This is a genomic window from Rhodobacter lacus (genome assembly GCF_042683065.1).
GTDB lineage: Bacteria > Pseudomonadota > Alphaproteobacteria > Rhodobacterales > Rhodobacteraceae > Rhodobacter > Rhodobacter lacus.
Window position 1 is genome coordinate 662,845 of sequence record NZ_JBHUIX010000013.1, and the last position, 20,861, is coordinate 683,705.

Here is a 20,861-nt window from a genome sequence, read left to right on the forward strand (position 1 = left end):
AGGAGAGGACAATGGACGCGGAAGACCCCGATCACTGGTTTGACGAGGCAGTGGCCACGTTTGGCGACCGGCTGGCAGCAGCGCGCGAGGCGGCGCAGCTCAGCCGCACGTCGCTTGCCGAAAAGCTCGGCGTGCAGCCCGAGCTTTATTTCACCTGGGAGGACGATGCGGCGATGCCGCGCGCAAACCAGATCCAGATGCTTTCGGGCATGCTGGGGGTTTCGCTCACATGGTTGCTCACCGGCGAAGGCCCGGGGATTCCGGCCCCCTATGAGGCGCCCACAGCGGCGGCCGAGGCCGAGGCGGAACTGGAGCGGCTGACCGAAGATTTGCACGCAACCCAGGCGCGGATGGAGCTTCTGGAAGAGCGCGTGCGAAAAATGATGCTTCGGCTAGAGTGAAATAAAGACAATGGCTTATGGCGCGGTGCTCAAAGGGCGCCGCGCCATTTTCACACCGGGTCGTCGGTGCGGCCCATGATCAGGAAGGCAAGGCCCGAGCAGGTCAGCGTGGCCAGCACCACCGGCAGCGGCGTGCCGTTGAACATCTGGCCCACGGGCGCGGCGATCAGCACCGCCCCCACCGTCGAGAGCGCGGAGACGACCGAGGCCGTCATTCCCGCCAGATGCCCCATGCTCTGCATGGCGAGCGCGTTGAGATTGCCAAAGGTGATCCCCGCCATCATGAACACGGTCACCGCCCAGCAAAACAGGAACACAAAGCCAGCCGGAGGCGCCACAGCCCCCGTGAGCACCAGAACCAGCATCACGCTTGAGGAAACGATCTGCATCAGATAGGTGCCCCGCACGATCCGCCGCATGCCGAGCCGCATCACGAAAGCGGCGTTGAAGCCGGTTCCCGTGCCCGCAAGAATGGCGATCAGCGCAAACCAGCGCGGAAAGGTTTCGGTGACACCAAACACGGCAAACAACTGTTGCGAGCAGGAGAGCATGGTGAACATCTGCGCAAAGCCGAGCGTCATCACCAAGATGTAGAGCCGCACCTCGCGGCTGCCGAGCACCTCCTTGGCGCCCGCAAGCAGCAGGCTCGGGTGCAGCGGGCGGCGCTTTTCCGGTGCGAGCGTTTCGGGCTGGCGCAGGCTCAGCCACAAGAGCGCGATCATCGCAAAGAGGATGAAGGCGTAGAACACGCCACGCCAGCCAGAAAAGCCGATGATGACCTGCCCAAGTGATGGCGCGAGCGCGGGCACGAGAATGAAAACCATCATGATGAAGGCGGTAACTTTCGCCATTTCCCGGCCGGCGAAAAGGTCTCGCACCAGCGCCATCGGCACAATCCGGGCCGCAGCGGCCCCGAACCCCTGCACCGCGCGTGCGGCCAGCAGCACTTCGAGGCTTTCCGCCTGTGCCCCGATGAACGCCCCGGCGACAAAGATCACCGCACCGATCAAGAGCGTATATTTGCGCCCGATCGCATCCGAGAGTGGCCCGGCGATAAAGGTGCCAAGCCCCATGCCCGCCATGAAGACGGTGAGCACAAGCTGGGCACGGTTCACGGCATCCGGGCTGAGCGCGCCTGCAATTTCGGGCAGAGCCGGCAGCATGGCGTCGATCGAAAAGGCGACGGTCGCGGCAAGAAGCGCCATCATCGCTGTAAATTCAATGGGATGGAGGCGCTTCGGGGCGCCGGTCTGGGGCTCGGGGTCGGTCATTTCAATACCTTTCGGGATCGGCCCGAACCATAGCGGCAGCGGCGCCAAAAGCCAGAGTTCAGATGGGCATTTGCCCCGCGCGCCAGCACAGCTCAGAGCGCGGCGATTTCGTCGATCACCTTGCACCAGAACGGCGTGCCTTGCGCGCCGCTGATCACATGTTCATTGCCAAGGATGAACGTGGGGACGGCGGTGATGCCGCGTTCGCGCGCATGCGCCTCACGCAGGGCAATCGTGTCGCAATCGGCTTCAGAGGCCAGCAGACGCAAGATCATGCGCGCATCGAGCCCGGCATCCGCGGCAATCGCGCCGAGCACCTCTGATGAGCCGATGTCGCGCCCCTCTCGCCAGTAGGCGCGCATCAGCGCTGCCATAACCGGGCTTTGACGCCCTTCGATCCCTGCCCAGTGCAACAGGCGCAACGCATTGCGGCTGTTGGGCACGCGCGTGATCGCCGGCAGGTTCAACACCACGCCTGCCGCCTGCGCCGCCTCGATTATCGGAAGGTCAGCGCGCGCCGCATCCGCGCCAAAGCGCGCGTGCAAAAAGGCCGTCCGGTCGAGCCCTTCGGGGGGCAGGGTCGGGTAAAGCTGAAACGGATGCCAGGATATTGCAAACCGATGATCTGGCCGCGCCTCCAGCGCGCGGTCCAGCGCCGCTTTCGCCAGGTAGCACCAAGGGCAGATCGGGTCTGCGAATATATCAAGGTTGATCATTGGGTTGCTCCTCGCTTTTCAAGCGGTGGCCAGGTCGCGCGCAGGGTCTTGCGGTCGATCTTGCCGTTGCGATTGTGCGGCAGGCTGTCGAAATGCTGAAAGATCCGCGGCTGTTTATAGCGCGCCAGATGCGCCGCGGCGTGGGCCGCCAGGGCGTTTGGCGTGGCCTCTCCTGTATAGGCGAGGGCGATGATCGATGCCTCTTCAGAGACTCTTATTTCCACCGCGGCCACCGCGCCCGCACCCGGGCAAAGCACCATTGCGGCTTCGACGTCGAGCGGGCTGACGCGAAACCCTCCGGCATTCATCATATCGTCGCCGCGGCCCTGATAGGCAATCGCGCCAGCTTCAGTCATGCAGACCGTGTCACCCGTGCGGAACCATTCGCCATCTTCGGTGAATTTCGCGCGCGCCGCATCTTCGGCCCGATAATATGTGAGGAACAAACCGGGATCGGCGCGGTTCACCGCGAGTTCTCCCGCTGTGCCGCGGGGAACTGGCGCATCATCCGGCCCCAGCACGGCGATGTGGCGGCCGGGCTGCGGCCAGCCCATCGCCCCTTCGGGGGCCGGATTGGTCGGACAGGAGGAGATGAAGGTCGAGCATTCAGACATGCCGAGCGCCTCGTAGATCGCCGTTCCGGTCGCCTCCAGCCAATGTGCCCGTGTCAGCGCCGGAAGCGCTTCTCCCGCGCTCAGCCCATGCCGCAATCTGGGGAGATCAAGCCGGCTGTGGTGCTTCAACATTTGTCGATAAACACCTGGAACACCTGCAAAGATTGTTGCGTCAAACCGTTTGAGCAAGAGCGGCAATGTTGCGGGCTCAACCCCTGTGGCAGGGATCAGGGCGGTGGCGCCCACCGACCATGGATCCATCAATCCGGTGCCGAGCGTATAGGTCCAGTTGAAGGCGCCGGCATGGAGCAGCCGATCATCGGGGCCAAGCCCATACCAACCGGCATGCATCATCTGACGCGCCCAGATCGCGCGGTGCGCATGGGCAACGGCGCGGGCATGCCCAGAGGTGCCGGAGGTGAAGACGATATAGGCGAGCCGATCCGGCGGCCCCATCTGATAATCGCAGGGCGGCAAATGTTCAAAGCGGCGCAGCTCGGCTTCGGTCAGAAGTTTCTGGTCCCCCGCGGGTAAGGCCACGCCGTCTCCCGCCACCACAAGCGCTGGGTCGATCTGTGCCGCCATTTTGGTGATTTCTTCCCGCGTGAGTTGCGCGGACGTTGGCACCGGCACCAGGCCCACGGCGATCGCTCCGAGGAAGGCCACAGGAAATTCCGGCGTATTGCCCAGCCGCAAGAGCACGCGATCGCCGGGCACAAGCCCCGCGCGCAAAAAGCCCGTGCCCGCACCGCGCACTGCCGCCGACAGCCGACCATAAGACCAGCGCTCTGCGCCGGTTGGGCGCAAAATCTGCAGGGCGGATTTTTCCGACAGGCGCTCAGCATGCGCCAACACATGAGCCGCCATGTTGAAGGCGGCCGGGGGGGCGGGGGGCGAGGAGGCATGGACAGACAGCATGCCCCCTGCTACGCCGCGAGAAAGCGTGTTGCAAGCGGGGGGCGGATGGCCGAGATCGACGAAACCGGGTTGATCCGGATTGCCCGCGAAAACGGGCGCGAAGAGGCGGGCGAGCCCGTCGATCTGGCGCGCCGGGTCCGCGAATTGCGGCATTCGCGCGGTTGGACGCTTGAGCAGGCCGCCGCCGCGATCGGGCTTGCCCGCTCGACGCTCTCGAAGATCGAAAACGGTCAGATGTCTCCGACCTACGAGGCCTTGAAAAAGCTTGCCGACGGGCTGGAAATCTCGGTTCCTCAGCTCTTTATGCCCCCTTCCAAAGCACAGGTCACAGGCCGGATGGCGGTGACCAAAAGCGGTGAAGGGCAGGCGCACCCGACCACAACCTATGAGCACGAACTGCTCGCAAGCGGGCTCAGCACCAAAAAGATGCTGCCATACCGTGCCCGCATCCGCGCCCGCAGATTCGAAGAATTCGAAGGCTGGGTGCGCCATGACGGGGAGGAATTCCTGTTCGTGCTCACCGGGATCGTGCGGCTTTTCACCGAGTTTTATGCGCCCGTCGAGCTTCGCCGCGGCGACAGCGCTTATTACGATGGGACGATGGGCCACAATCTGATCTCGGTCAGCACCGAAGATGCGACCGTGCTCTGGATCACCTCGCTCGACTGATAATGGCGATGCAAAAGAACGGCCTACAGGCCGTTCTTGATCTAGATCTAGCTGTCATCGCCGAAGCGAGAGTCATCATCATATTCGTCCTCGCCGTCGGGGACGTATTTCTGGCTCAGGGCGATTGAATGATTGTCATGACGCGGGTCCATCACCACATCCGACGGCAATTCCCCCGAAAGCCATTCCCGGATCTCGGCGCGGATTTCTTCCACTTCCTGCCCGCTCAGCTCGGTCAGGTAGAGGATGAAGGCGCGCTGATCCCCGTCGATCTCGTCCAGTTCCGCCTCATCGGCATCCGGCCAGCGATCGAGAATCGCCTCGTAAAACGCGGACCAGTTTTCCTGCACGTGATGCCATTTCATCGCGGTCTCCTCTCGCGCCAGCCCATCCTGCCGGCAATCTTGCGCTGCATTGCGCGGCCTGAAAAGTCGAAAAAAGCGGCCCTTGAGGTCAGAGCCAGCTCTGCACCCGGCGCGCGCCGCCCGAGACATCGTCGCCGATGCCTGCCACCGTGTTGCACCCAGCAAGTGCCGCGGCCAGCACCACCAGAAGGATCAGCTTCGTCTTCATTTTTCTGCCTCATACCACCAGGCATCGGGCGTCACACCCGGCCAGTCCCCATATAGCGGGATTTCGGGCGGGATGTGAAGATTGCGGCTGTGCGCGACCCGTGCGACCGGCGAAAACCAGACCGGGATGACATAACGCCCCGCGGTCAGAATCCGGTCAAGGGATTGGACGGCCGCGGTAAATTCGTCCACTTCCTGCGCCTCGAGCAGCTTTGCGATCATCGCGTCAGCGGCCGGGGAGGCCATGCCCATCAGGTTGCGCGAGCCCGGCTCATTGACGCCTTGCGAGCCCCAATAAAGATACTGCTCATTTCCGGGCGAGAGAGAGGTGGCAACCCAGAACCAGGTCATGTCGAAATCATAAGTCGTTTTGCGCGCCTGATACTGTGCATCATCGACCACGGTGACGGTGGGAAAGATGCCAAGCTGGCGCAATGCCTCGACATAGATATCAACGACGGATTGCGCCTCGCTCATCCCCTGTTGCAAAACGATCTCGAAGCGAAAGGCGGTTCCCTCGCCGTTGCGCAACACGCCGTGATCATCGGCGTGCCAGCCCGCTTCGGAAAGCAGTTTCAGCGCGGCGCGCATGTTGCGACGGTTTGACAGTGAACCATCGGAGGTTGGGAAAGTATAGCCTTCAATCGTTCCTGGATTTAGTTCAGCTTTAAACGGCTCAAGCAGCGCCGCAACCGCCCCTTCCGCGGCGCCCGGGCGCATCGCCAAGGCCGAATGGCCAAAATAGGAGCTGATCCGGGGCTCGATACCCGCTGTGAGCGTGGCATTGATGAATTCGAAGTTGAACGCCTCGATCAGCGCTTCGCGGACGCGCCAATCCGTGAATTGCGCCCGCCGCGTGTTCATCACCAGCCCCTTGATGCCCGAGGGCGTGCCGCGCGCGAGTTCGCTTTTCACCACGCGCCCCGAGCTGACGAGCGGAAAATCATAATCTTGCGCCCATTTCACGGGGTTATCTTCGCGGTAGAGGTCGATCTCGCCCGCCTTGAACGCCTCGAAGATCACGCCCGGGTCGCTGAAATAGTCCCAGCGGATCACGTCGACGTTGTGCAGGCCCTGCGTGATCGGCAGATCTTTCGCCCACCAGTCCGGGTTGCGCTTGAGCGTGATCGCCCGCCCCATCTCGACCCGGTCCACCACATAGGGCCCAGAGCCCACCGGAATGAGCTGTGTTTCCGTTTCAAAATCATGGCCTTGCCACTGCGCCTTTTCCAGCACCGGGCGCATGCCCATCAACAGCGCAAGCTCCCGGTTCGGCTCGGTGAAGGTGATGCGCAGGCTGTGAGGCCCGGTTTGTTCGATGCTCTTCACCTTGGTCCAGGCGTTACGGTAGCGCGGCGCGCCCTTGGTGCCGAGGATCTCGTAAGACCAGATCACATCCTCGACCGTCACCGGCGCACCATCGGAAAACCGCGCCTGCGGGCGCAGCGTGAACTCCACCCAGTTCCGATCCGCATCGGTCGCGACACTCTCGGCAAGGAGCCCGTAAAGCGTGAAGGGCTCATCATAGCTGCGGCTCATCAGCGTTTCCGCCACATAGCCAGAAACGCCCTGCACCGGTCGGCCTTGCAAGATCCAGGGGTTCAATGAGTCGAAGCTGCCCGATTCGGAAAGGCGAATCATCCCGCCCTTGGGGGCCTCCGGGTTGGCATAGGGCAGGTGCGTAAACCCCGGCGGCAGGGCCGGGGCGCCATACATGGCGAGCGCGGGTTGCGGGCCCGAGTCGATTCCCTCCACCGGTCCGGCTGCGGCGACGCCTCCCCCCAAAACTGGCGCAAAGGCCAGTGACAATAAGGTGATGGTGCGGAAAATGACCGGTCCCGGCATCGCAACAATCCTTGTTTTCCTGCGTTTTCAGGCAGGAAGCTATCGCGGCGCGGAGGGAGAGGCAAACTTTTCCCTTGGAAGAGAGGCCGAGCAGGCATATAAAGGTGTCACTGCTCGATAGGTTTCTTGCCTGTATGAAACCTGCCTCATGACTTGACGCCCGCCTTGCGCGGGCGTCTTTTTCGTTTCGGGCGGGGCAAGCGCTCACGAAATTTCGATCTCCCGCGCAGTTCCAGTTGCGGAACCCGCGCAGGCCGGTGCTTGTTAGGCTCAAGATATTTCAAAGGAGGATATCATGAGCCTGAAGGGCAAAACCGCCATCATCACCGGATCGAATTCGGGCATCGGCCTTGGAGTGGCGCGCGAGCTTGCGCGCGCAGGGGCCGATGTGGTGCTCAATTCCTTCACCGACCGCGACGAGGATCATGCGCTTGCCGCCGCTCTGGGGAAGGAGTTCGGTGTCAAGGCGCGCTACATCAAGGCTGATATGTCGAAAGGCGCGGAATGCCGCGCGCTCGTTGAGCAGGCGGGGCGCTGCGATATTCTGGTCAACAATGCCGGCATCCAGCATGTGGCCGCGGTTGATGAATTCCCGCCGGAAAAATGGGATGCGATCCTTGCGATCAACCTGTCTTCCGCCTTTCACACCACCGCTGCGGCGCTGCCGATGATGCGCAAGGCGGGCTGGGGGCGGGTGGTGAACGTTGCCTCGGCGCATGGGTTGACCGCCTCGCCGTTCAAATCCGCCTATGTTGCGGCAAAGCACGGCGTGGTTGGCCTGACGAAGACGGTGGCGCTCGAAACCGCCGAGGAGCCGATCACCTGCAACGCGATCTGCCCCGGCTATGTGCTGACCCCGCTCGTCGAAGCGCAGATCCCCGACCAGATGAAGGTGCATGACATGGACCGCGAGACGGTGATCCGCGAAGTGATGCTGACGCGCCAGCCCTCGAAAGAATTCGCGACCGTGGAGCAAATCGGCGGCACGGCGGTGTTTCTGTGCTCGGATGCCGCGGCGCAGATCACCGGCACGACGATCTCGGTCGATGGCGGCTGGACCGCCCTTTGAACCAGATCAGGAGGCGGCTCAGGCCGCCTCCGGGTCTTTTTCCGGCGCGGGGATGATTTTCTTTTCTGTTTTCCAGCCCGTGCGTTGCTCGACGACCTTCTTGTCAGCCGGATAGACGAGACCGGCGGAGATGATCAGCTTTGCGGCATCTTCCACGGTCATGTCGAGATAGGTGATCTCGCTTTCGGGCACGAACAGCAAAAAGCCCGAGGTCGGGTTTGGCGTGGTCGGCAAAAAGACCGAAACGAGCGGGTCATCCTGCGGCCCGTTCGCCGCCACTTCGCCCTTCGCGCGGGAGGAGACAAAGGCAATCGCGCGCAGCCCCTTGCGCGGATATTCGATGAGGCAGGCGCGGTCGAACTTGGTATCACCCGTGCTCAGCACGGTCTCGGCGATTTGTTTCACACCATTATAAACCGAGCGCACGATTGGCGTGCGGTCCACCAGCCCCTCGCCAAAGCGGATGATGGCGCGGCCGATGAAGTTGCGTGCGAGCGCCCCCACGATGATTGTGAACAGCAGGAAGATCACCACCCCGACGCCGCGCAGATTGGTGCCGACATAGGTTTCGGGCTGCAGATGCGTGGGGATGAAGGGCAGCACCCAGCCATCCACCATCCCGGCCACGCTCCACATCAGCCACAGCGTCAGCGCGATGGGGGAAATCACCACCAGTCCGGTGAGAAACGACGCCCGAAGCCCCGCAAGCAGCCCGCGTTTATGCGGGTGCTGGGGCTCGGCGTCGAAAGGCGGCGGGGCGTCGTGGGGCTGGGTCATGAGGGGGGGACCGGATCTGAGAGGACTTTGAGATCAGGTAAGCACGCCCCCCGACGAAAGCAATGGAGCTAGGCCGAGGCTTGCGCGATTTCTGCGGCAATTGCGCTTGCCAGTCGCGCATTGTTCAGAACGAGGGCGATATTGGCCGCGAGCGAGCGCCCCTCGGTCAGCGTGAAGATCTTTGCCAGAAGGAAGGGGGTCACTTCTTTGGCGGCGATCCCCTGCGCGGCGGCCTCGGCCAGCGCGGCTTCGATCGCGGGCACAATCTCCTCGCGCGGGATCTCGGCCTCGGGCGGGATCGGGTTTGCCACAAGCTGGCCGCCCGCAAGGCCAAGGCGGGCGCGCAGCAGATGCGCCTGCGCGATCTGGGCGGGGCTGTCGGCGCGCAGGGGCGCCTTGAGGCCGGAGGCGCGCGACCAGAAGGCGGGCAGGTCATCCTGACCGTAAGCGATCACCGGCACGCCGTGGGTCTCAAGCACTTCCAGCGTTTTCGGCAGGTCCAAAATGGCCTTGGCCCCCGCCGCCACCACGGTGACCGGGGTCAGGCCAAGCTCGGCAAGATCGGCGGAAATGTCGAAACTGTCTTCCGCGCCGCGATGCACGCCGCCGATACCGCCGGTGGCAAAGACCGAAATGCCCGCCAGATGTGCGCAGATCATCGTTGCCGCTACGGTGGTGGCGCCGGTGCGCCCGGCGGCGAGGCAAAACGCAAGATCGGCCCGCGAGAGCTTCATCGCATCTGGCGTTTGTGCGAGCTTTTCAAGCTCTTCCGGGGTGAGGCCAATGTGGATCTGGCCGCCCGAAACAGCGATGGTCGCCGGGGTTGCCCCGGCGGCGCGCACTTCCGCCTCGACCGCGCGCGCCGTCTCGAGGTTTTGCGGATAGGGCATGCCATGGGTGATGATCGTGCTTTCGAGCGCAACGACCGGCTGTCCGGCGTCAAGCGCGGCACGCACGTCAGGGGCAAAAGTGAGGGGCAGGGTCATAGGCTCTGGTCTCCGGAAACATAACGGGCGGCGGCGCCAAGCGCGCGGGCCAGCGCCTCGGCGCGCAAGGCGCCCTCGCGCTCGGCCACGAGATGGGCCGCCATGAACGTGTCGCCCGCGCCGGTGACGCGGGTGACGAGAACTTCGGGGGGCGCGGCCGAGATCACGCCGTCCTCTTCACAGCCATCCGCTGCCGGGTGCCCCCCGTCGGTCACAAGCACGCGCCGCGCGCCGCGCGCGAGCACGCCCGCGGCGGCGGCCTCGGCGCTTTCAAAGTTGCGTTGGCAAAGAATCCCGGCCTCTTCGCGGTTGAGATAGAGCGTCGCCCCCGGATGGGTGAGAAGCGGAGCGAGCCGCTCCGCCTTGCCGGGGCTTGCGGGTGCCACACGCAGATCGGCCCGGGCAAAAAGCGGGTCGCGCGCGATCTGCGCCAGGAGCTGTTGCGTGAGGTTGCCATCGAGCGCAATCGGCCCCGCCCAGGGCGCCTCGGCCCGGCCAAGGCGGCCATCCGCGAGCGGGCGCAGGATCTTGTCGCCCGCCGCCTCAAGGCTATGGGCATCGGCCACCGCGGCGATCAGCCCGTTCGCGCCCTCGATCGCCATGTAACGGTCGGTGGGCAGGTCATCGGAGCGGTAGAGAAAGCGGCAGTCGATCCCCATCGCCTCCGCCGCGCGAATGAGTTCCGCCCCCTGTTCATCGCGCCCGATCGCGGTGAGCACCGCGGGGGTGAGGCCGAAGCGGGTGAGCGTCATGGCAATATTCATCGCCACCCCGCCCGGCAGGCGCGAGATCCGCCCCGCCACATCGGCGCCCGCGCGCATGTGAAAGGGCGTGCGGCCAATGATGTCCCACAGAACGGAGCCGATGCAGAGAATGTCGGGGCGGAGGATGTCGGGGGGCGGGGTCTCGGGCACGGACGCCTCGGGGTTATGGCTCATGCCCCTAGGTGCTATGGCTTTTCGCCGGACGCAAGGGGGGCTCTGCCCCCCACGGCGCTTTCGCGCCTCCCCCCGGGATATTTGGGGCAAGATGAAAGGGCCAAAACAGCGAACGCAGCTTTCATCTTGCGCCAAATATCCCCGCCGGAGGCTCCCGTAGCTGTTATTTGCGGGCCTTGGGGGACGGAGAAGGGCAGGGGGCTTGCCATATCCGCCGGAATCCCCTAAAGGGCGCTCACTTCACAGGCGGAGGCGGGCCAGCGGCGGGAGACATCCCCGTTTGGTCCACCGGTTGGGGGCAACCCTGAAATCCTCCGCTCAGGCGCAAACCGGAAAGGAATGGAACATGGCGCTTCCCGATTTCTCGATGCGTCAGCTCTTGGAAGCTGGCGTTCACTATGGCCACCAGACGCAACGCTGGAACCCGCGCATGGCGGAGTTCATCTATGGCGAGCGCAACGGCATTCACATCCTCGATCTGACCCAGACCGTGCCGATGCTCGACGCCGCGCTCAACGTGGTGCGTGAGACCGTCGCCAAGGGCGGCCGTGTGCTCTTTGTCGGCACCAAGCGTCAGGCCTCCAAAGCCGTCGCCGAAGCCGCTGAAAAATGCGCGCAATATTACATGAACCACCGCTGGCTCGGTGGCACGCTGACGAACTGGAAAACCGTTTCCCAGTCGATCGCGCGCCTCAAGCAGATCGACGAGATCATGGCCTCGGGCGCTGAAGGCCTGACCAAGAAAGAGCGTCTGGGCATGGAACGCGAGCAGGCCAAACTGCAAGCCTCGCTCGGTGGCATCCGCGAAATGGGCGGCCTGCCGGACCTGCTTTTCGTGATCGACGTCAACAAGGAAGACCTCGCCATCCTCGAAGCCCAGAAGCTGGGCATCCCGGTTGTGGCCGTGGTCGACACCAACTGCTCGCCCAAGGGCGTGGATTACGTGATTCCGGGCAACGATGACGCGGCCCGCGCGATCTCGCTTTACTGCGACCTCGTCTCCCGCGCCGCGCTCGACGGCATGAGCGCGCAAATGGGCGCCGCCGGTGTGGACCTTGGCGCGCTCGAAGAAGCGCCCGTCGAGGAAGCCGCCGAGGCCTGAGCCAAAGCGCAGCCCCGGCCCGTGCCGGGGCGTCACGCGAATGACATCGGGCGGGGGTAACCCCGCCCTCACCCAATTCAGAGGAGAAATCCCATGGCGATCACCGCTGCGATGGTGAAAGAGCTGCGCGACACCACTGGCGCCGGCATGATGGATGCGAAAAAAGCGCTCACCGAGACCGACGGCAACATGGAAGCCGCGATCGACTGGCTGCGCACCAAGGGCCTTGCGAAAGCCGCCAAGAAAGCCGACCGCGTGGCCGCCGAAGGTCTCGTGGGCGTGGCCGTTTCGACCGGCCGCGGCGTCGCGATCGAGATCAACTCGGAAACCGACTTTGTTGCGAAAAACGACGATTTCCAGACCCTCGTGCGCGCCGTTGCGAAAGTGGCGCTCGACGTGGGTGAATCGGTTGAAGTGGTGAAAGCCGCGGCGCTGAACGGCAAGACCGTTGACGAGGTGATCGGCGAAGCGATCGCCCGGATCGGCGAGAACATGACCTTCCGCCGCCTGCATGTGCTCGAAGGCGACACCATTGTGTCTTATGTTCACAACGCCGCCGCGCCCGAAATGGGCAAAATCGGCGTGCTCGTGGCGCTGAAGGGCGATGCCGCGAAAGCGCAGGAAATCGGCAAGCAGATCGCCATGCACATCGCCGCCACCGCGCCGATGGCGCTCGACGAATCGAGCCTCGATCAGGAGGTGGTTGCGCGTGAACTGAAGGTGCAGACCGAGAAAGCGCTGGAAGAAAACGCCACCGCCGCCAAGCCGAAGCCCGAGCAGGTGATCCACAACAACATCATCCCGGGCCGGATGAAGAAGTTCCTCGAGGAAGTGACCCTCGTGAACCAGAAGTTCGTGATCAACCCCGATATCACCGTGGCGCAGGCCGCGGCCGAGGCGGGTGTGGAGATCACCGGCTTCGCGCGTCTGGCCGTGGGCGAGGGCGTCGAGAAGAAAGAAGAGGATTTCGCCGCGGAAGTGGCGAAGATGGCTGGCGTGTAAACCGCGCCACATCCGTCTATGCCCAAAGTGATACGCCGCCCTCCGGGGCGGCGTTTGCGCATGAAGGGTGCCCCAAGAATTGCGGGGCCTTCCGTATGGCAGAGGCGCCGAAAAGCGGTCCCGATAAAAGCGGACCCGATGACGAGAGCTGAAAATAAAAACGACCCGGAACGGCGAATATAAGCCGCCCGGGCCGTTCCGGAAAACCGGTTCGGGCCTCACCGGATCAATATTCGGCTGCGCCCACGTTCCTGGCCGAAGCCACCACTCACGGAACACCGCCAAGTTACGGCGAATGGCATGTGTCTGGCGAGTAGGGGATTCCATACCTTTACCAAAATGTCGCAGGGCGCGCGGCGACGCCGCTCAGAGCGCCGTGAGGAAAAGCTGTTTTTGCAGCGTGGCCTTGAGCACCGCCTGTGCGGTTGTCTCGACTTCCAGCACCTCGCGGGCGAGGCGCAGATGCTTTTCCACTGTGGCCGAGGTCAGCCCCATGATCTGCGCGATGTCGGCAATGGTCTTGCCGTCGCCGACCCATTCGAGCACTTCGCGCTGGCGCGGCGTGAGCCCGCGGCGCGCTGTCGGAAAGGGGAGCGAACTGATTTTCAGATGCATCGCGGCATTGAGCACCCAGATCGTGCGGCCATGCTCGGCCCAGATCTCTTCGACATCGTCCTGGCTCAGCCCGACGCGGGCGCACAGGCCGATCGCCCCCTTGGCGCGCGTTGACGGATCGGAAAAGGAGATCGAATAGCCCGCGGTAATTCCAAACCGATGGTTGAGGTCGAGCACGCGTTGCAGAACCGGGTTGAGCGGCCGCCCGGCATAAAATTCGTGCACCCGGCTCCAGGATTGCGCGCCGACGGAATCCGCCGCCCAACGCACCATCGGCGCCTCGACAAACAGCCGCTCGCCAAGAAAGATGTCCAGATATTCTGGCGCGTGATTGGAGAGGATCAGCGTGTCATCAATGCTGCCCTCCAGTTGCGGCGCGAGAAAGCGCGTGAACCCATAGAGCAGGCGATCAAAGCCAAATTTTTCCATTTGACCGCAATGAAGCGACCAGATCGCGCCGATATCGTCTGCGAGGAAGAGAGTTTCCAGATGCTCCAGCATCACGTGTTTTTGCTTTTCTGAACTTTGAACAGATCTCGAATGTGACACAGGAGCGCGCGTCTGCGCAATCGAAAGCCTCTGTCTCAAAAGCTTAAAACCACTTGGTCGCAGCCCTCCGGCCCCCCGAGCGGCGCGCTTCCGAACCGCGGTTTCCTTTTGACGGCAAAGACATGCGTTGCGTTGCTGAAATCAGCCGCGCTGAGTCGCGCGTGCCCGCAACAGCAGCTCGAGCGCCGAAAGATCGTAGCCCGCACGAATCGCTGCATGCAGGATATCTTCAACCGGGCGGTGCGGCGCCTCGGAAAGCGCCCAGAGATGCGAGGAGCGCGTGCCCGAGCGACACCAGGCCAAAACGGGGGAAGGCGCTTCCTGGCGCGCCGCCTCAAAACGGTCGACCAGTTCGGGCGTCAGCTCGCCCGGTTCATATGGCACGAAGTGATATTGCATCCCCGCCGCTTCGGCCGCGGCGCGAAATGCTTGAGCAGAGAGTTCGGGCGCCACTTCCGCCTCGGGGCGGTTGTTGATCAGGGTGCGAAAGCCAAGGCGCGCCGCCTCGGCCACATCGGCCAGTTCAATCTGTGGCGCCACGGCAAAATCGGGCGCGAGAAAGCGCAAATCCAACATCATGTCACCTCATCCTTCCGCGGCAAAATGGCGCGGGCGCGCGCGGGATGCAAGGCCTCAAGGCAAGTTCGGCACGCCTGCCGTCGCTGCCGGGGTGAGATCAATGCACAGATAATCGGCGGCGCTGAAATCATCGCCAGTCGTATAGGCCGAGGGCGTCAGCACGACCCGCAGACCCGCCGCCTGCGCAGAGGCAAGCCCGGCGCGGCTGTCCTCGAAGGCGAGGCAGGCCTCGGGCGGCAGGCCGAGCAGATCAAGCGCGCGCAGGTAAACATCGGGGGCAGGTTTCTTTTGCGCCACCTCATCCCCGGCGGCGATCACCTCGAAAATCTCTTCCATCGGTCGGCCAAAGCTGGCCGTGATCAACGCCGCCACATTGGCGCGTGTCGTGGTGGTGGCGATAGCAAGGCGCAGCCCCGCGGCCTGCGCACGGGCGATGAGATCGGCAACGCCGGGCAGCAGCGGGGCCGCGCCTGAGGCCACAAGCGCCACGTAGCGCGCGGTCTTGGCTTTGTGCAGCGCCGCAATCTGTGCGTCGTCCGGGCCCGCGCCGACCTGCTCGCGGTGGCGCGCCATGCGCTCCTTGCCGCCGGTGGTGCGCAAAAGCTGCCGATAGTCTGCAGCGCTCCAATGCCAGTCGAGCCCGTGCGCCGCAAAGGTCTCGTTGAAGGCCTGCCGGTGCAGTTCCTCCGTTTCGGCAAGCGTGCCATCCACATCGAAAATGAGCGCTTTCAGGCCCATTGAAACGCCTCAACAATGCCAGGCAGCATGCTGTAATCGTTGAAGCTTACGGCATGCGGCAATGCGTGGACCGGGGTTTTGCGATAGCCTTCGGTGTAAAGCAAAAAGGGCATGTCCGCATGTGCAGCGCTCTCGGCGTCGATCTCGCTATCGCCGACATAGAGCGCGCGCGGGCGGCCCAGAAGGCGCTGCGCCTCGTGCAGCATCTCCGGGTCGGGCTTGCGGGTCTTCAGGCTGTCGCCGCCCAGAACCACGGTGAAGAGATCGTCGAGCCCGACATGGCGCATCGCCGCCACCGCAGGCGCACGCGGCTTGTTGGTGGTGATGGCCATCGCGCAGCCCAGGCCCGCGAGCCGCTCCAGCGCCGCGCGCACGCCGGGGTAAAGCGTGTTGCCCGCGACATCGGTTTCGTAGCGCGCCACGAGTTCGTTGTAGAGCGGCTGGAACAGCGTGCCCTCCGGGTCTTCGCCCGCGGTGCTCAGCAGGCAGCGCACCAGATGCGGCGCGCCTTTGCCAACATATCCGCGGATCTCCTCAAGGCTGAGCGCACCGTAGCCGCGCGCGGTCAGCACGGCATTGGACACCGCATGGATCGCGGGGGCGGAATCGATCAGCGTGCCATCGAGATCGAAGATGAGCGCGGTGTGCTGCATCAGTCCTTCCACTTGATCGAGCAGCCCATCGCCGCAACCTGTTCGCGCGGACCCTGGCCGGTTTGGGCGATGATCCGCATCGCGTCATAAAGCTCGCGTTTGGCATCGGGCGGGGCCGGGTTGCGGCCAGAGGCATCAAGCCGGCCCCGGTATTGGAGCTCATAATCCGCATTGAAGCCAAAGAAATCCGGCGTGCAAATCGCATCGTAAGCCTTTGCGATCTCTTGGCTTTCGTCGTGCAGATAGGGGAATTTGAAGGCCCGCGCACGGGCCATTTCCCCCATCTTTTCGAAACTGTCCTCCGGGTAGGTCGCGGCATCGTTCGCACAGATCGCGGCGACGCCGATCCCTTGCGCCATCAGCGCCTCCGCCTCGGCCTGCAGCCGGTCGAGCACGGCGAGCACATAGGGGCAATGGTTGCAGATGAACATGATCAGCGTGCCTTTCGGCCCGCTGACCTGATCGCGCGTCCAGATTTTGCCCTCGGTATCGGGGAGGGCAAAATCCGGGGCTTTCCAGCCAAACTCGCAAACGGGGGCGTGAACAGCCATCGCGCCCCGGCCCTTAAAGCGCGGCCTGCGCCGCAGCGCGGATTGCGGCGATGTTCTTGCCGTAGACCTCCGGCGTGGAGACCGAGCCACCCTTGAAGACCGCCGAGCCCGCCACGAAGACATCGGCCCCGGCTGCGGCCATCAGGGGCGCGGTTGTCGGGTCCATGCCGCCATCAATCTCGATATGCACCGGGCGGTCGCCGATCAGCGCGCGCAGCTTGCGCACCTTCGCGGTCATGTCGATGTATTTTTGCCCGCCAAAGCCGGGGTTCACCGTCATGATGCAGACGAGATCGGTGATGTCGAGAATATGCTCGATCGCCTCGATCGGCGTGCCCGGGTTCACCGCAACGCCTGCCTTCATGCCCGCGGCACGAATGGCCTGCATGGTGCGGTGAATATGCGGCCCGGCCTCGACATGGGCGGTCAGCACATCGGCGCCCGCCTGAGCGTAAGCGTCGATATAGGCATCCACCGGGGAAATCATCAGATGCACGTCCATCACGGTTTTGACGTGCTTGCGGAAGGCCGCCACGGCGGGCGGGCCGAAGGTGAGGTTCGGCACAAAATGGCCGTCCATCACATCGACATGGACCCAGTCGGCGCCCTGCGCCTCGATGGCCTGAATTTCACGGCCGAAATCGGCGAAGTCGGCAGAAAGGATCGAGGGGGCGATCTTGATCGAACGGTCGAAGCTCATGTCGTCTCTCCAGAGGGGATGGGGCGGGGGGTCCCCCCCGCCCGAAGGGATTTATGCCACACCGAGGGCGTCACGCCAGCCCGGATAGAGCTTGTCGGCGTCTTGCGGGAAGCTCTCGAAGGCGCGGGCCAGTTCCTTGTGGCTCTTGGCATAGGTGACAAGATCCACGCCCGCCTTCCAGGCATCGCAGCTTTGACGCAGCGATTTCGCCCCGGCGGTGCCGCCATCCAGGTGCCCAAAGGCGCCGCCGCCCGAGGTCTGGATCACGTTCGAATGGCCGAGGTTGTCAAAGAAGCCCGGCAGGCGCAGCGCGTTCATGCCGCCCGAGATGATCGGCGTGGTCGCTTTCATGCCGAGCCAGTCCTGATGGTAATAGGGGCCCTGCGCGGCCTCGTCGGTCAGCATGTAGGCCATGATCTTGTCCGACGCATCGCCCTCCATCTTGCCATAGCCCATGGTGCCGGTGTGGATGCCCGAAGCGCCTTGCAGACGCGACATTTTCGAGAGCACGAAGGCGGTGTAGCCGCGCATCGATTGCGGCGAGGTGACGGCGCCATGGCCCGCCCGGTGATAGTGCAGGAACTGATGCGGGAAGCAGCGCCGCGCCGTGGTGATGGCGGCGGGGCCCGTCACATAGCCATCCACGAGGAAGGCGACGTGATCGGCGTTTTCGCCAAAGGTTTCAAGGATGTATTCACCGCGCGCCACCATTTCATAATGATCATCCGCGGTGATGTTGGCCGAAAACAGCTTTGCCTCGCCGGTCTCGTCTTGCGCGCGCTTCATCGCATCGGCGACAAGCCGGATCGTTTCGCGCAGCGGCGCGAAGGTCTGGTTGCCCTGCGGCTCGTCGTTCTTGATGAAATCACCGCCGAGCCAGAACTCGTAGCAGGCATCCGCAAAGGGCTTCGGACGCAGGCCGAGCTTCGGCTTGATGATCGTGCCGACCACCATGCCGCCGTCTTTCACGTCGCGCCCGAGCACCCGCCACATGTCGGCGATGTTCATCGAGGGGCCGTCGAACAGCCGCAGGTAGCAGGGCGGCACGTAGAAATCGTGCATCTTGGCGTATTCAACGTCGCCCATGCCCTGGTTGTTGCCGATCGTCAGCGTCAGGAACGAGCACAGCATCGCGCGCCCGTCGATGATGTTGCGGTCAAACAGCTCGACCGGATAGGCGATCTTCATCAGCTCCTTGTCCGGGTCGATCTCGTAAACCAGCGCATCGACGCCGCGGGTGAAATCGTCGGTGGTCGAGACTTCGACGTTGGTGCCGGTGGAGCTTTCGGCGGCAAAGTGCGCGGCGGTTTCAAGGTAGCCGTGGCCAGCCTTCGGCTTCATGATATAGGCGCAAAGAACGTGGCGCCCGCCAGCAATGAGATCGGCTTCCTTCAGGTCGAGCCGGGCGTAACGGTTGGACTGATCCATGATGAGGGTCCTTTCGATCAGTTGGTTTTGGGCGCAAGCGAACCGCTCGCATAGCGTTTCGCCATGTCATCCATCGGGATGACCTTGATTTTGGAAGCATGGCCCGCGGTGCCAAAAGCTTCAAGCCGGGCCTTGCAGAGGTCGCGCATCGCATCCATTGCGGGCTTGAGGAATTTGCGCGGGTCGAACTCGGCCTTGTTCTGCTCGGCAATGCGGCGGAACTGCCCGGTCATGGCCATGCGGCAATCGGTGTCGATATTGACCTTGCGCACGCCCATCTTGATGCCGCGGACAATCTCTTCCACCGGCACGCCAAAGGTTTGCGGCATGGCGCCGCCGAATTCGTTGATGATGTCTTGCAGATCCTGCGGCACCGAGGAGGAGCCGTGCATCACAAGGTGGGTGTCGGGCAGTTTCTTGTGAATCGCCTCGATCACGCTCATGGCGAGGATCTCGCCATCGGGCTTGCGCGAGAATTTGTAGGCGCCATGCGAGGTGCCGCAGGCGATCGCCAGCGCGTCAACTTGCGTTTTCTTCACAAAATCAACGGCCTGATCGGGGTCCGTCAGAAGCTGGCTGTGGTCGAGCTTGCCCACGGCGCCGTGCCCGTCTTCGGCCTCGCCCTCGCCGGTCTCGAGCGAGCCCAGAACGCCAAGCTCGCCCTCGACCGAGGCGCCAACCCAATGCGCCATCCGGCTCACGCGCTCGGTGATCGCAACGTTATAGTCGTAGCTCGCGGGCGTTTTCGCATCGCCCTCGAGCGAGCCGTCCATCATCACCGAGGTGAAACCATGGCGGATCGCGGTCATGCAGGTGGCTTCGTTGTTGCCGTGGTCCTGGTGCATGCAAAGCGGAATATCGGGGTAAATCGCGGCCAGCGCCTCGATCATCTTGGCGAGCATGATGTCATTGGCATAGGAGCGCGCGCCGCGGCTTGCCTGAATGATCACAGGCGCGTCGCAGGCCTTGGCGGCCTCCATGATCGCAAGCCCCTGTTCCATGTTGTTGATGTTGAAGGCGGGCACGCCGTAGGAATTTTCTGCAGCGTGGTCAAGCAATTGACGAAGAGTGATCAGGGCCATGTGGTGTTCCTTCGCTTGCGGAGCAGCTTTCATCTTGCTCCAAATATCCCGGGGGTCCGGGGGCGAGCCGCCCCCGGTTTGGTTCAGATCAGCTTGCCCATCGCCACAGCGGTATCCGCCATGCGGTTGGAGAAGCCCCATTCGTTGTCATACCAGCTCAAAATGCGGACCATCTTGCCGTCCATGACCTTGGTCTGATCCATGTGGAAGATCGAGGAATGCGGGTCATGGTTGAAGTCCGACGAGACATTGGGCTGATCGGTGTAGCCGAGCACGCCTTTGAGCGGGCCGTCAGCCGCGGCGCGGACGGCGGCGTTGACTTCGTCCACCGTGGTGGCGCGTTTCGCTTCAAACACAAGGTCCACCACCGAAACATTGGGCGTCGGCACGCGGATCGCGACGCCATCGAGCTTGCCTTTCAGCTCCGGCAGCACGAGGCCCACGGCTTTGGCCGCCCCGGTCGAGGTCGGGATCATCGACAGCGCCGCGGCGCGGGCGCGGTAGAGATCCTTGTGCATCGTATCAAGCGTCGGCTGGTCGCCGGTGTAGCTGTGGATCGTCGTCATGAAGCCTTTTTCGATGCCGATCGCATCGTTGAGCGCTTTGGCAACGGGCGAGAGGCAGTTGGTGGTGCAAGAGGCGTTGGAAACGACCCTATCCTCGGCGGTGAGCGTGCCGTGGTTCACACCAAAGACGATGGTTTTATCCGCCCCGTCGCAAGGGGCCGAGACCAGAACCCGTTTCGAGCCGTTTTGCAGATGCGCCGCGGCCTTTTCCTTGCTGGTGAAAATGCCGGTGCATTCCATCGCGATGTCGACATTGGCCCAGGGCAGCTCCGCGGGGTTGCGGATCGCGGTCACCTTGATCGGCCCGCGGCCGACATCAATCCAGTCTTCGCCCGTCGTCACGGTCGCGGGGAAGCGGCCATGCACGCTATCAAAGCGCAGCAGATGCGCGTTGGTCTCGACCGGGCCGAGATCGTTGATCGCGACGACGTCAATATCGGTGCGGCCCGATTCCACGATCGCGCGCAGCACGTTGCGGCCAATGCGGCCAAATCCGTTGATGGCAACTTTAACAGTCATT

General features: G+C 63.5%; 23 protein-coding genes. 5 read left to right on the forward strand and 18 right to left on the reverse strand.

Translation table 11 applies throughout. The annotated features are described in order from the left end of the window. Positions 1-11 precede the first annotated feature (11 nt). Positions 12-401: a helix-turn-helix domain-containing protein gene (locus ACFSM0_RS15245; protein WP_377392212.1), complete on the forward strand. Its 390-nt coding sequence runs from the start codon at positions 12-14 to the stop codon at positions 399-401. A 50-nt stretch (positions 402-451) separates the two neighbouring features. On the opposite strand, the gene ACFSM0_RS15250 is transcribed toward ACFSM0_RS15245, so the two are convergent. The 3 genes from ACFSM0_RS15250 to ACFSM0_RS15260 form a co-directional block, all read right to left on the reverse strand. Further along, the gene (locus tag ACFSM0_RS15250; RefSeq protein ID WP_377392215.1) at positions 452-1,672 is read right to left on the reverse strand and encodes a multidrug effflux MFS transporter; all 1,221 of its coding nucleotides are present in this window, start codon (positions 1,670-1,672) and stop codon (positions 452-454) included. A gap of 92 nt (positions 1,673-1,764) precedes the next feature. Further along, positions 1,765-2,388: a DsbA family oxidoreductase gene (locus tag ACFSM0_RS15255; RefSeq protein WP_377392218.1), complete on the reverse strand. Its 624-nt coding sequence runs from the start codon at positions 2,386-2,388 to the stop codon at positions 1,765-1,767. Beyond that, the gene (locus ACFSM0_RS15260) at positions 2,385-3,920 is read right to left on the reverse strand and encodes a class I adenylate-forming enzyme family protein (protein WP_377392221.1); all 1,536 of its coding nucleotides are present in this window, start codon (positions 3,918-3,920) and stop codon (positions 2,385-2,387) included. Before ACFSM0_RS15260 ends, ACFSM0_RS15255 begins: the two co-directional genes overlap by 4 nt. A gap of 45 nt (positions 3,921-3,965) precedes the next feature. On the opposite strand from ACFSM0_RS15260, the gene ACFSM0_RS15265 reads away from it, so the two are divergent. After that, the gene (locus tag ACFSM0_RS15265) at positions 3,966-4,589 is read left to right on the forward strand and encodes a helix-turn-helix domain-containing protein (protein ID WP_377392224.1); all 624 of its coding nucleotides are present in this window, start codon (positions 3,966-3,968) and stop codon (positions 4,587-4,589) included. Positions 4,590-4,636: 47 nt separating this feature from the next. Here the strand turns inward: ACFSM0_RS15265 and ACFSM0_RS15270 are convergent, their stop codons facing one another. From ACFSM0_RS15270 to ACFSM0_RS15280, 3 genes are all read right to left on the reverse strand, one after another. Beyond that, positions 4,637-4,954, reverse strand: a complete 318-nt coding sequence (locus ACFSM0_RS15270) for a hypothetical protein (RefSeq protein ID WP_377392227.1) — start codon at positions 4,952-4,954, stop codon at positions 4,637-4,639. 88 nt (positions 4,955-5,042) lie between these two features. Continuing rightward, on the reverse strand, positions 5,043-5,162 hold the full coding sequence (locus ACFSM0_RS15275; RefSeq protein WP_377392230.1) for an entericidin: 120 nt from the start codon (positions 5,160-5,162) through the stop codon (positions 5,043-5,045). Continuing rightward, a complete protein-coding gene (locus ACFSM0_RS15280) occupies positions 5,159-7,006 on the reverse strand; it encodes an extracellular solute-binding protein (protein WP_377392232.1) in 1,848 nt (615 codons plus the stop codon). Before ACFSM0_RS15280 ends, ACFSM0_RS15275 begins: the two co-directional genes overlap by 4 nt. Positions 7,007-7,301: 295 nt before the next feature. Here ACFSM0_RS15280 and ACFSM0_RS15285 point away from each other — a divergent pair, with 295 nt between their 5' ends. After that, the gene (locus tag ACFSM0_RS15285; RefSeq protein WP_377392235.1) at positions 7,302-8,075 is read left to right on the forward strand and encodes a 3-hydroxybutyrate dehydrogenase; all 774 of its coding nucleotides are present in this window, start codon (positions 7,302-7,304) and stop codon (positions 8,073-8,075) included. Between the two features lie 18 nt (positions 8,076-8,093). Here ACFSM0_RS15285 and ACFSM0_RS15290 read toward each other — a convergent pair whose 3' ends face one another. From ACFSM0_RS15290 to ACFSM0_RS15300, 3 genes are all read right to left on the reverse strand, one after another. Then, positions 8,094-8,852 (reverse strand): DUF502 domain-containing protein, encoded by a 759-nt coding sequence (locus tag ACFSM0_RS15290; RefSeq protein WP_377392238.1) that lies wholly within the window; start codon positions 8,850-8,852, stop codon positions 8,094-8,096. A gap of 68 nt (positions 8,853-8,920) precedes the next feature. Beyond that, positions 8,921-9,838, reverse strand: a complete 918-nt coding sequence (locus ACFSM0_RS15295; RefSeq protein ID WP_377392241.1) for a pseudouridine-5'-phosphate glycosidase — start codon at positions 9,836-9,838, stop codon at positions 8,921-8,923. Beyond that, positions 9,835-10,776 carry a PfkB family carbohydrate kinase gene (locus ACFSM0_RS15300; protein ID WP_377392244.1) on the reverse strand — a complete coding sequence of 314 codons (942 nt, stop codon included), beginning with the start codon at positions 10,774-10,776 and terminating at the stop codon, positions 9,835-9,837. Before ACFSM0_RS15300 ends, ACFSM0_RS15295 begins: the two co-directional genes overlap by 4 nt. Before the next feature lie 346 nt (positions 10,777-11,122). On the opposite strand from ACFSM0_RS15300, the gene rpsB reads away from it, so the two are divergent. After that, positions 11,123-11,878, forward strand: a complete 756-nt coding sequence (gene rpsB, locus ACFSM0_RS15305) for a 30S ribosomal protein S2 (RefSeq protein WP_377392247.1) — start codon at positions 11,123-11,125, stop codon at positions 11,876-11,878. 93 nt (positions 11,879-11,971) lie between these two features. Beyond that, positions 11,972-12,880 (forward strand): translation elongation factor Ts, encoded by a 909-nt coding sequence (gene tsf, locus ACFSM0_RS15310; protein ID WP_377392250.1) that lies wholly within the window; start codon positions 11,972-11,974, stop codon positions 12,878-12,880. A 366-nt stretch (positions 12,881-13,246) separates the two neighbouring features. Here tsf and ACFSM0_RS15315 read toward each other — a convergent pair whose 3' ends face one another. The 9 genes from ACFSM0_RS15315 to gap all read right to left on the reverse strand — a co-directional run bounded on the left by ACFSM0_RS15315 (position 13,247) and on the right by gap (position 20,860). Beyond that, entirely contained in the window at positions 13,247-13,996 is a 750-nt protein-coding gene (locus ACFSM0_RS15315) for a LuxR family transcriptional regulator (protein WP_377392253.1), read from the reverse strand. A 189-nt stretch (positions 13,997-14,185) separates the two neighbouring features. Continuing rightward, positions 14,186-14,623 carry a TIGR01244 family sulfur transferase gene (locus ACFSM0_RS15320; RefSeq protein WP_377392256.1) on the reverse strand — a complete coding sequence of 146 codons (438 nt, stop codon included), beginning with the start codon at positions 14,621-14,623 and terminating at the stop codon, positions 14,186-14,188. A gap of 54 nt (positions 14,624-14,677) precedes the next feature. Then, a complete protein-coding gene (locus ACFSM0_RS15325) occupies positions 14,678-15,361 on the reverse strand; it encodes an HAD family hydrolase (protein ID WP_377392259.1) in 684 nt (227 codons plus the stop codon). Continuing rightward, positions 15,352-16,014, reverse strand: a complete 663-nt coding sequence (locus ACFSM0_RS15330; protein WP_377392262.1) for a phosphoglycolate phosphatase — start codon at positions 16,012-16,014, stop codon at positions 15,352-15,354. Before ACFSM0_RS15330 ends, ACFSM0_RS15325 begins: the two co-directional genes overlap by 10 nt. Then, a complete protein-coding gene (locus ACFSM0_RS15335) occupies positions 16,014-16,565 on the reverse strand; it encodes a thioredoxin family protein (protein WP_377392265.1) in 552 nt (183 codons plus the stop codon). The genes ACFSM0_RS15330 and ACFSM0_RS15335 overlap by 1 nt, the downstream gene beginning before the upstream one ends. Positions 16,566-16,578: 13 nt before the next feature. Continuing rightward, positions 16,579-17,265 carry a ribulose-phosphate 3-epimerase gene (rpe, locus tag ACFSM0_RS15340; RefSeq protein ID WP_377392268.1) on the reverse strand — a complete coding sequence of 229 codons (687 nt, stop codon included), beginning with the start codon at positions 17,263-17,265 and terminating at the stop codon, positions 16,579-16,581. Positions 17,266-17,316: 51 nt separating this feature from the next. Further along, positions 17,317-18,693 (reverse strand): ribulose-bisphosphate carboxylase, encoded by a 1,377-nt coding sequence (locus tag ACFSM0_RS15345; RefSeq protein WP_377392271.1) that lies wholly within the window; start codon positions 18,691-18,693, stop codon positions 17,317-17,319. 17 nt (positions 18,694-18,710) lie between these two features. Beyond that, positions 18,711-19,775 carry a class II fructose-bisphosphate aldolase gene (gene fba / locus ACFSM0_RS15350; protein ID WP_377392274.1) on the reverse strand — a complete coding sequence of 355 codons (1,065 nt, stop codon included), beginning with the start codon at positions 19,773-19,775 and terminating at the stop codon, positions 18,711-18,713. A gap of 83 nt (positions 19,776-19,858) precedes the next feature. Continuing rightward, positions 19,859-20,860, reverse strand: coding sequence for a type I glyceraldehyde-3-phosphate dehydrogenase (gene gap / locus ACFSM0_RS15355; RefSeq protein WP_377392277.1), 1,002 nt, complete (start codon positions 20,858-20,860; stop codon positions 19,859-19,861). Between the last annotated feature and the right edge of the window lies 1 nt (position 20,861).

Bases quoted from the DNA above. Each gene is read 5' to 3' on its own strand.
- ACFSM0_RS15330 (WP_377392262.1), bottom strand. From the start codon at position 16,014: ATGCAGCACACCGCGCTCATCTTCGATCTCGATGGCACGCTGATCGAT.
- ACFSM0_RS15260 (WP_377392221.1), bottom strand. From the start codon at position 3,920: ATGCTGTCTGTCCATGCCTCCTCGCCCCCCGCCCCCCCGGCCGCCTTC.
- gap (WP_377392277.1), bottom strand. From the start codon at position 20,860: ATGACTGTTAAAGTTGCCATCAACGGATTTGGCCGCATTGGCCGCAAC.
- rpsB (WP_377392247.1), top strand. From the start codon at position 11,123: ATGGCGCTTCCCGATTTCTCGATGCGTCAGCTCTTGGAAGCTGGCGTT.
- ACFSM0_RS15265 (WP_377392224.1), top strand. From the start codon at position 3,966: ATGGCCGAGATCGACGAAACCGGGTTGATCCGGATTGCCCGCGAAAAC.
- ACFSM0_RS15270 (WP_377392227.1), bottom strand. From the start codon at position 4,954: ATGAAATGGCATCACGTGCAGGAAAACTGGTCCGCGTTTTACGAGGCG.
- ACFSM0_RS15335 (WP_377392265.1), bottom strand. From the start codon at position 16,565: ATGGCTGTTCACGCCCCCGTTTGCGAGTTTGGCTGGAAAGCCCCGGAT.
- ACFSM0_RS15255 (WP_377392218.1), bottom strand. From the start codon at position 2,388: ATGATCAACCTTGATATATTCGCAGACCCGATCTGCCCTTGGTGCTAC.
- ACFSM0_RS15295 (WP_377392241.1), bottom strand. From the start codon at position 9,838: ATGACCCTGCCCCTCACTTTTGCCCCTGACGTGCGTGCCGCGCTTGAC.
- ACFSM0_RS15250 (WP_377392215.1), bottom strand. From the start codon at position 1,672: ATGACCGACCCCGAGCCCCAGACCGGCGCCCCGAAGCGCCTCCATCCC.
- rpe (WP_377392268.1), bottom strand. From the start codon at position 17,265: ATGAGCTTCGACCGTTCGATCAAGATCGCCCCCTCGATCCTTTCTGCC.
- ACFSM0_RS15275 (WP_377392230.1), bottom strand. From the start codon at position 5,162: ATGAAGACGAAGCTGATCCTTCTGGTGGTGCTGGCCGCGGCACTTGCT.
- ACFSM0_RS15300 (WP_377392244.1), bottom strand. From the start codon at position 10,776: ATGAGCCATAACCCCGAGGCGTCCGTGCCCGAGACCCCGCCCCCCGAC.
- tsf (WP_377392250.1), top strand. From the start codon at position 11,972: ATGGCGATCACCGCTGCGATGGTGAAAGAGCTGCGCGACACCACTGGC.
- fba (WP_377392274.1), bottom strand. From the start codon at position 19,775: ATGGCCCTGATCACTCTTCGTCAATTGCTTGACCACGCTGCAGAAAAT.
- ACFSM0_RS15280 (WP_377392232.1), bottom strand. From the start codon at position 7,006: ATGCCGGGACCGGTCATTTTCCGCACCATCACCTTATTGTCACTGGCC.
- ACFSM0_RS15285 (WP_377392235.1), top strand. From the start codon at position 7,302: ATGAGCCTGAAGGGCAAAACCGCCATCATCACCGGATCGAATTCGGGC.
- ACFSM0_RS15325 (WP_377392259.1), bottom strand. From the start codon at position 15,361: ATGGGCCTGAAAGCGCTCATTTTCGATGTGGATGGCACGCTTGCCGAA.
- ACFSM0_RS15245 (WP_377392212.1), top strand. From the start codon at position 12: ATGGACGCGGAAGACCCCGATCACTGGTTTGACGAGGCAGTGGCCACG.
- ACFSM0_RS15290 (WP_377392238.1), bottom strand. From the start codon at position 8,852: ATGACCCAGCCCCACGACGCCCCGCCGCCTTTCGACGCCGAGCCCCAG.
- ACFSM0_RS15345 (WP_377392271.1), bottom strand. From the start codon at position 18,693: ATGGATCAGTCCAACCGTTACGCCCGGCTCGACCTGAAGGAAGCCGAT.
- ACFSM0_RS15320 (WP_377392256.1), bottom strand. From the start codon at position 14,623: ATGATGTTGGATTTGCGCTTTCTCGCGCCCGATTTTGCCGTGGCGCCA.
- ACFSM0_RS15315 (WP_377392253.1), bottom strand. From the start codon at position 13,996: ATGCTGGAGCATCTGGAAACTCTCTTCCTCGCAGACGATATCGGCGCG.